The organism is Micromonospora sp. NPDC001898 (assembly GCF_042891255.1).
In the GTDB taxonomy this organism is placed as follows: Bacteria; Actinomycetota; Actinomycetes; order Mycobacteriales; family Micromonosporaceae; genus Micromonospora.
Genome location: NZ_JBIATC010000039.1, coordinates 1 through 7638, shown reverse-complemented (window position 1 = coordinate 7638; position 7638 = coordinate 1). Strand labels below are relative to the sequence as shown.

Below are 7638 nucleotides of genomic sequence, written 5' to 3'. Positions count from 1 at the left end.
CGTGCGGCGCCGGCCCGGCCACGGCTCGTCCAGCAACACGTCGAGCCGATCGGCGGCGAACCGGTAACGCCACTTCCTCACCACGTGACGGGCGATCCCGAGTTGCTGCGCGATCTGTCTGTTCGACCCACCAGCGGCGTCCGCGCACGCCAGCAGGAGCCCGCGAGCGCAATGCCACAGCCTGTGCGCTGCGCGGGCCGCCCCGGGTCGGTGATCGCCTGGCCGATCTCGAACGGGCCGAACAGCGTCGCCGCGCCTTCCGCTGCGTCGACGACCACGCCACCACCCACGTCGAGGTAGAGGACGCGGCCGGCGCCGCCCGCGTCGGCCTCGGCCAGCGCGCCCGGATCACCGTCGGCGGCCACCCCATCGGCACGCCGCCGAACAGCTCGCCGACGGCGCGCCGGATGTCCAGCTCACCCACTCCGGGCGGTTCGGCCAGGCCGAAACCACCCCGTCCGGGCCGACCGTCGCCGGCAGGGCCACCCCGTCCGAGCGGAACCTGACCGGCAGCCGCGGGGACAGCCGCGCGACCTCTGCCGTGAGGCCGGCGAGATCCTCCCGTACCCCGCGGCCAGTCCAGCGGGCCGTGCGCTCCAGCGCCGGACCGCCGCCGGTCTCCGCGCGTAGCGCCGCCTTCGTGCCGCCGATGTCGAACCCACCACCTCGGCGTACGCGACGGAGAACGCCTGACTCATCAGCTCGTGGCTGTTCCCGGGCACGCCGTCGAGGTCGAACACCGCGGGGGTCACCGCATCCATTGCCGGGCTCCCGGTCATCGCGGGGCCGCCTCGATCACGCGGACGAACCCGCCGTGCTCCGGCGATCGCCGTGCCCACCGCGAGCGGGTCGGCGATGTGGTCCCGGACCTCGTCGAGCAGGCGGTCGTACTCGATGCCGACCGGTTCGGCCGGCACGGCGATCTCTCACACGTGTGGTCGCGGACCAGGGTGGTGCCGGGCCGCTGCACGCGATCGGGACTGAATCGAAGACGCAGTGCAGCGTTGCCGTGACGGTGACCTGCGGTGATGTGCGCGGTCGTTGAGTTGCGCACGGGCGGGAGGCGGTTCCCTTCGGTTCGCGCGCGGGTGGGCAGTCAGCTGAAGTCTTTGACGTGGTCCTCGGCCCACTGCCGGAACGAGCGGGCCGGCACCCCGGTGACATCCTCGACGGTGGACGTCACGACGCACGGAGCCTTCATGAGCTCGGTCATGGTCCGGACGAAGGATTCCGAGAGCCTCGGTTCGAATTCCTCCGGAGCCAACCCGACGAAATCGATCGGCCGCCCGATCACCGCTCCGATCGTTTCGATGTACTCCTGCTGCGTCAAGGCTTGCGGTCCGGTCAGCCAGTACGTCTGCCCCTCGTGCCCGGCGCCGGTCAGGGCGCGGACCGCCACGTCGGCGATGTCGCGTTCGTGGATCGACGCGGTACGCACTTGCAGGAACGGAATACGCAACACCTCCCCGGACCGGATGTCCGGAGCCCAGCGAAGCTGCCTGCTGGCGAACGTGGTCGGGCGGAGGAAGGTCCACGCGATTCCGGACTCCTGCAACGCCTCCTCCACCCCGGCGTGCATCTGCGCGCTCTGGCTGTGCCGGGTGGCCGGTTCGACCACGGCAGCCGACGACAGCAACACGACGTGTTCCACCCCGGCCGCCCGCGCCGCGCTGACGAACTCGGCGATGCCGGCCCGGCTGGCGTACAGGAAGACCTTCTTGACGCCGTCGAGCGCCGCCGGCAGAGTCTCCGGCTCCTCCAGGTCGAGGCGGACCATCTCGACGGCGTCCGGCAACTCCCCGGTCCCCGGCTTCCGGCTGGTTCCCCGGACCGAGACTCCGGCGGACACAAGCCCAGCCACCGCATGGCTACCCACGCTGCCGTACGCACCGACGACAAGAACAGACATGGCTCCTCCAAAGGGTTAACGGGTCGACGTTCGGGCGAATCGCCGCCAACCCACAGTGCCATCGGCGCACCAAACGCCGCCGGATCCCCAACATCGCCGCCGGCAACCGCCCGCCGAACCGGCTCGGCAACATTCAACGACTTTGCCCGGGCACTGGCCATCCCCTGCCTTGGTAAAGCGGCGACTTACGCGCCGAATGCCACTACCAACGTCGGGGATAGTGCGCGGCTCGCGCCGGACCTAGCCTCCGAGAAGGGTCGAGGACAAAGTTCTGCGTCAGCTTGGAGAACCCGGATGAGTGACAATGAGTCGGTCCTGTTGGAGGCCTACCAGCGGTTCCAGGAGACGGGGCCGGAGTGGGGCGGCCACCACCTCAGCAACCACGGCCCGATGGCCATCGAGGCCATGATCCGGCACGGGCACGCCGGCGCCGTGCATCGCTGGATCGACAACTACACGCACCGTCTGGAAGAACCACCGCGCGGGCTCGTCCCGGTCACCGAGGACGACTGGCGGGAGGCCCTCGGCGACTTGAAGCGGGTGGCGGACTGGACGACCCTGTTCCACCGCGAGGTCGCCGAGCGCCCCTGGCGGGAAGTGCTGGCGACGTGGTGGCCGCGGCTGCTGCCCGGCATCATCGGCGGCACGGCGCACGGCGCGATCCGGGTCGGGCATGTGGTCCACTCGTTGCTGGCGGCCGAAGCGGATCCCCGCTCGGAGCCGCGATCTGCCGACAGCGCCGACAACCCGTACCTGGTCGAGCTCGCCAACGCCCTGGGCTACTGGGCCGCGTGCTGGACGCCGGTGACCGGCGACCCCTCCCGCCGCCCCGGGTCGCTGAGGCCGGCCGAGGCCTTGGCCGCCGTGCCGACCGTCGCCGACCAGGAGAAGGGCGTTCCCTACCGGCTCAGCCAGCTCCCGACCACCGACGGTTGGCAATCGGCACTCGGCGCGCTGCGGGCCGTGGACGATCCCGAGCAGGTGCCCACGCTGTTGACCCAGCTGATCGACGCCACGGTCTTCCGCTACCTGAGCTACGGCCACGGCCACGCGGTCATGCTGGTCCACGCTTCGACGGCGCCGACCGCGGTCCTCCGCGTGCTGCCGGCCCTGCCACACGAGCTGTGGGTACCGAGCGTGGACGCCGCGTGGCAGGCGAGCGCCGCCCTGACCGCCGCGTGCACACCCCAGCACGCCGCCGATCGCGCGGACCTCGCCGTACACACCGACGGCGTCACGATCGTCGAGGACACCATGTCCCGTGCGGTCGACCACGGGGACGAACACGTCATCAAGTTCGCCGACACCGCCGTGGACGTCTTCGCGCGTACCGGAGACCGGGACGCGCTCGCGGCGTCGAGCCGGTGCGTGGCGCTGATCACCCTCGCCGAGGCCAAAGGACGTGCGCGGTTCGACGGCCGCACACCCCCCAAGTAGTAACCGTGTCCACGGTGATCGCCGGTCCCCGGAGGCCGAACAGGTAGGAGATCCGGCCGGCAGCGACGCTGCCCGCGGTTCCGGTCGTCTGGAAGGCTTCGAGCTCTTCGGGCACCGGCCGCGTCGGCCCGGGAGATAGGGCAGTAAGCTCTTGAGCGTCTCCGCGCTGCCTGCGCAGGCAGATCATCACCCGATCGCCACGCCGCACACCGAGGCCCACCAGATGCCCCGCGCCGGCCGTCCGGGCCCGCGCCTCCAGATCGCCGTACGTGACCGCCCGCTTGTCGTCCTCGAAGGCGACCTTTTCGCCGAAGCTGTCCGCGTGCTCCCGCAACTCCAGGTGCGTACGGTCGTGGTCGGGGCTCGGCTAGCCGTTCTGCGCTCGGCCGGCGGCGAAGTAGGCGCGCAGCGGAGCCACGCCGTGCTCACCGGCGCCCGCGGCGACCGCGGCGGCCAGCGCGTTCAGCTGGACCGTGGCGATGCGCACGGCGACCGGGTCGGCGAGGGTGGGAACGAGTCGACCCTGCTCCTCGTCCTTCACGTCGACGAGCTTGCCCTCCGCCTCGGTGAGCACCACCCACGGCCCGCTGATCACGTGCGCGTGGCAGTCGTGCAGCACCCGGCCCAGATCGGTCAGCGCGTTGCGGCCCAGGCCGCGCCCGGGGGTGGCCACCATGGTCAGCACGCTCTTGCCGTGCAGCGCGGCGTTCATGATGGGGCGGGAGGCCCAGTCGATCGCGTTCTTGACCACGCCCGGGATCGAACTGTTGTACTCCGGTGTAACGATGATCAGACCGTCCGCCTCGCGGATGGCGTTGCGCCACCGGGCAACCGGGGCCGGGGCGCCCTGCCGGGTGTCGAGGTCCTGGTTGTACAGCGGCAGCTCGCCGAGCCCGTCGAAGAGGTCGATCTCCATCCCCGCCGGGGCCAACGGCCGGACGGCCGCCAGGAGCCGGGTGTTGAACGACTCCTGGCGAAGCGATCCGGAAACACCGAGAATCCGCAACTCACCACACTCGCATTCATTTCGCAGCGGTCTGCTGGTTCGATGGTGGCAAGCCATGCGACCTGCCCGAGCTGAGAGGCCCCGCTCCCCCGATCGGTGTGCGACTCTCGCCACCCGAGAGCCACCGCCGAGCCGAACATAGCAGCCGTGACGACGCCTACGGCTCAGTCCACGTTGGCCACGGTACGGGCGAAGTCATCGAATGCCGGCGATCAGGCCGGCGTCCAAATCCCAGGTCCCGCAGCAGCCACAGGAACAGCTCACATCACCGGGGATCCCTCACTCTGACTGTTCAGGGGCTCACTCATCGACGTCGACGAGGACCTTGCCCACGATGCCGGCCTGCACGGCGTCCTGCGCATCGCCGGTCCGGTGAAGTGGGAACCGGTGGAGCGGCAGCCCGGCCGCTTCTCCCGCGGTGATCGCTCCCGCCGCCGCCGCGTCGGTGATGTCGGCCGCCGCGAGGTCCTTGTCGGCCGCAGGCATCGTCATCACCATCACGAACTGGAAGCGCAGGTTCCGCCCGATCGCCTTCCGCGTCGGGAACGTCAGCTCGCTGGTGCCCTCGGTCCCGTACGCGGCGACGGTCCCGTCCGTGGCGAGGACCTCCATGGCGGTGTCGATGTTCGCGGTCGCCGCCACCTCGACGATCAGGTCCACCCCGCCCGGCGCCAGCGCACGGATGTCCTCCACCACGGTGTCCGACCGGTAGTCGACGGTGTGCGCCGCACCGGCGGCCAGGGCCAGCTTCGCCTTCTCCGGACTGCTGACCGTCGCGAGCACGGACGCCCCGGCCCAGGTTCCGAGCTGGATCGCGGCCTGCCCCACGCCTCCCGCGCCACCGGCAACGAGCACGGTGCACCCCTCCAGCGCGCCCGGACCCAGCCGGCCCGGACCGTGCTGCCCGGCGAGCAGACAGCGGTGCGCGGCCACCGCCCGCAGCCCCAGACTCGCGCCGACCTCGAAAGACACGTTCGCGGGCAACGGCACAGCATTGCGGGACGGAACGACGGTGTACTCCGCGGCCGTGCCATGAGGACGCTTGTACGCCGCCTCCCAGACCCACACCCGCTGCCCGACCCTTCCCGGATCGACACCCTCCCCCACGGCGTCGACCACACCGCCACCGTCGTGATGCGGCACCACCTCGGGGAACATCAAGGGGCCGCCCCGGTGACCGAACTCCCGGGCCTTCCAATCGGAATGGTTCACCCCGGATATCACGACACGGACCCGGACTTCACCGGGACCCGGCTCCGGCACCGGCCGGTCGACGAGTTCCAGAACTTCACGGCCGCCGGTCGACGAATACACGATCGCCTTCATGTGGAAAACGTATCCATCGTCATCCCTGCCTGACAATAGACCCGGCACCAAACCGTCAACTCGACGGATGCGTCGAGAGGAGGATAACCTGCGACCCGCTCAGTACCTGCGAACCTCGATGGGCAGCTTGTTGACGCCGATCATCGTCCAGGGATTGCGCAGGTTGACCGGGACGTCATCGCGCACGCGGATGTCGCGGTAGCGCTTTAGCATGAGGCTCAACACGATCTTCGTCTCCAGCCGCGCCAGTGGTGCGCCCAGACAATGATGGATGCCCTTGCCGAACGCCAGGTGTGGATTGGGCTTGCGGAGGATGTCGAACCGGCCCGGGTCGGCGAAGACGCGGTCGTCGCGGTTCGCGGTGGTCAGCCACACCAGGACGATCGCACCGGCCGGGATCTTCTGGCCGCCGATCTCGGTGTCCTTCGTCACCCGCCGAGCCGAACGCGGAAACGGCGGCCGGAAGCGCACCGACTCCTCGATCGCGGCCGGGATCAGCGCCGGATCGGCCCGCAGCTGGTCCCACACATGGGGGTTCTCGTCCAACGCGAGAACCGTGTTGCCCAGGGCGGCGGTTGTGGTGTGGTGGCCGGCGACCAGCAGGTTGAGGAAACCGAGGGCCTCCTCTTCGTCCAGCCGCACCCCGTCGACCTCGACCGTCATGAGCCTCCCGGCCAGGTCGTCACCGGGGTTCTTGCGGCGGGCGCGGAGGATCTCCAGTAGGTACTGGTTCAACTCACGCAGCAGCGGCGCGACGTTGTTCACCGCGCTTTCCCCCTGGTCGTCCAGCGACCCATCCGGCTCGTAGCTCTGCACCTCGACGAAGGTGTCGGACAGCTTCCGGAGGAACGCGCGGTCGGTGTCGGGGATGCCGAGCAGCTCAGCCATGACCATGAACGGCAACGGGTAGCCCAGCTCTTCGATGAAGTCCCACTGGTCGCCGCCGGTATCGGCGGCATCGAGCATCTGCGTGGTCATCTCGACGATGCGCGGCTCCAGGTCGGCGATCATCTTCGGGGTGAACGCCTTGCTGACCATGCCGCGCAGCCGGCGGTGCTCCGGATCGTCCGTTCGGAGGAAGTTGCCCTTGTTGGACAGGTCGAAGTCTTCCTGTTTCGGCGCCAGCGGGGCGACCTCGGAGGAGAAGGTCACCGGGTCCGTCTGCACCTGCTGGGTGTCGTGGTAGCCGAGCACGTGCCACGCCTGCACTTTCTCGTCGAAATGCACGTCGCCACGCGCTCGCAACCCGTCGAGATAGGCGAGAAAATTGGACAATGTCCGTTCGGACTGGGTCACACCCATGAAAGCTCACTTCTTTCATACGGCCGGCTACCTCGGTGCTCAGCGGACACGGTACTTCCGGACCGCGGTGCCCTGGCATCCCACACACTGCTAGTACTCCAGCCGCACCTGACGAGGTCGGAGTCTTCGCTGGTAGTGGGCTGATCTGGCACGGCACCGGTGTCGGCGTCGCCATCGTGACCATCGATGTATGTGGTCGAGAGTCCGAGTGGCGGTGATCAGATGGCCAGGAGACGGCGGACCTCACCGAGGGCGAGAAGGGACGAGCCTTTCATGATCAGGTTCGGGTTCCCTTGTCGCACCGGCTCGTGTTGATGCGCGACAGCCGGCCTACCACCGCTCCCAACAAGCTCGGACATCCACCAGTCACGGTGAAGGCTCGCTGGTCATGACCAGCGTCAGCCCCTGAGGCCCCCGTCGACCCGGATGTGCACGTGGTGCTGGACAACGCCTCCACCCACGAAGCCCGCAATCAATCGATGGCTGGCCGCACACCCGCGCTTAGTCATGCGCTACACCCCGACCAGCAGTTCCTGGCTCAACCTCGTCGAACGCTGGTTCGGCGAACTGGCCACCAAGAAACTGCAACGCGGCACCCACTGCTCGGTTCGTGTCCTCAACAAACGAGATCCGCGACTGGATCGAGACCTGGAACAAC

The 7638-nt window shown here is 69.1% G+C and carries 7 protein-coding genes and 2 pseudogenes; 2 read left to right on the top strand and 7 right to left on the bottom strand.

All coding sequences use genetic code 11. From position 1 onward, the window contains the following. The 3 genes and pseudogenes from ACFYZF_RS30445 to ACFYZF_RS30435 form a co-directional block, all read right to left on the bottom strand. A pseudogene (locus tag ACFYZF_RS30445) lies at positions 1-114 on the bottom strand (IS630 family transposase); the annotation flags it as partial. Continuing rightward, the gene (locus tag ACFYZF_RS30440) at positions 78-365 is read right to left on the bottom strand and encodes a hypothetical protein (RefSeq protein WP_387026608.1); all 288 of its coding nucleotides are present in this window, start codon (positions 363-365) and stop codon (positions 78-80) included. The gene ACFYZF_RS30440 and the pseudogene ACFYZF_RS30445, both read right to left, overlap by 37 nt. 731 nt (positions 366-1096) lie before the next feature. Further along, the gene (locus tag ACFYZF_RS30435) at positions 1097-1909 is read right to left on the bottom strand and encodes an SDR family oxidoreductase (RefSeq protein WP_387026606.1); all 813 of its coding nucleotides are present in this window, start codon (positions 1907-1909) and stop codon (positions 1097-1099) included. A 294-nt stretch (positions 1910-2203) separates the two neighbouring features. Here ACFYZF_RS30435 and ACFYZF_RS30430 point away from each other — a divergent pair, with 294 nt between their 5' ends. Continuing rightward, positions 2204-3346, top strand: coding sequence for a hypothetical protein (locus ACFYZF_RS30430; RefSeq protein WP_387026604.1), 1143 nt, complete (start codon positions 2204-2206; stop codon positions 3344-3346). Here ACFYZF_RS30430 and ACFYZF_RS30425 read toward each other — a convergent pair. The 4 genes from ACFYZF_RS30425 to ACFYZF_RS30410 form a co-directional block, all read right to left on the bottom strand. Then, positions 3288-3680 (bottom strand): beta-ketoacyl synthase N-terminal-like domain-containing protein, encoded by a 393-nt coding sequence (locus ACFYZF_RS30425; protein WP_387026602.1) that lies wholly within the window; start codon positions 3678-3680, stop codon positions 3288-3290. The genes ACFYZF_RS30430 and ACFYZF_RS30425 overlap by 59 nt on opposite strands. A gap of 33 nt (positions 3681-3713) precedes the next feature. Beyond that, positions 3714-4352: an NADPH-dependent FMN reductase gene (locus ACFYZF_RS30420; RefSeq protein WP_387026600.1), complete on the bottom strand. Its 639-nt coding sequence runs from the start codon at positions 4350-4352 to the stop codon at positions 3714-3716. A gap of 300 nt (positions 4353-4652) precedes the next feature. Continuing rightward, complete coding sequence (locus ACFYZF_RS30415) at positions 4653-5678, bottom strand: NADPH:quinone reductase (RefSeq protein WP_387026598.1); 1026 nt, start codon at positions 5676-5678, stop codon at positions 4653-4655. Between the two features lie 99 nt (positions 5679-5777). Next, the gene (locus tag ACFYZF_RS30410; RefSeq protein WP_387026596.1) at positions 5778-6980 is read right to left on the bottom strand and encodes a cytochrome P450; all 1203 of its coding nucleotides are present in this window, start codon (positions 6978-6980) and stop codon (positions 5778-5780) included. Positions 6981-7387: 407 nt separating this feature from the next. Between ACFYZF_RS30410 and ACFYZF_RS30405 the strand changes: the two are divergent. Continuing rightward, a pseudogene (locus ACFYZF_RS30405) lies at positions 7388-7638 on the top strand (transposase); the annotation flags it as partial.

Bases quoted from the DNA above. Each gene is read 5' to 3' on its own strand.
- ACFYZF_RS30435 (WP_387026606.1), bottom strand. From the start codon at position 1,909: ATGTCTGTTCTTGTCGTCGGTGCGTACGGCAGCGTGGGTAGCCATGCG.
- ACFYZF_RS30430 (WP_387026604.1), top strand. From the start codon at position 2,204: ATGAGTGACAATGAGTCGGTCCTGTTGGAGGCCTACCAGCGGTTCCAG.
- ACFYZF_RS30415 (WP_387026598.1), bottom strand. From the start codon at position 5,678: ATGAAGGCGATCGTGTATTCGTCGACCGGCGGCCGTGAAGTTCTGGAA.
- ACFYZF_RS30410 (WP_387026596.1), bottom strand. From the start codon at position 6,980: ATGGGTGTGACCCAGTCCGAACGGACATTGTCCAATTTTCTCGCCTAT.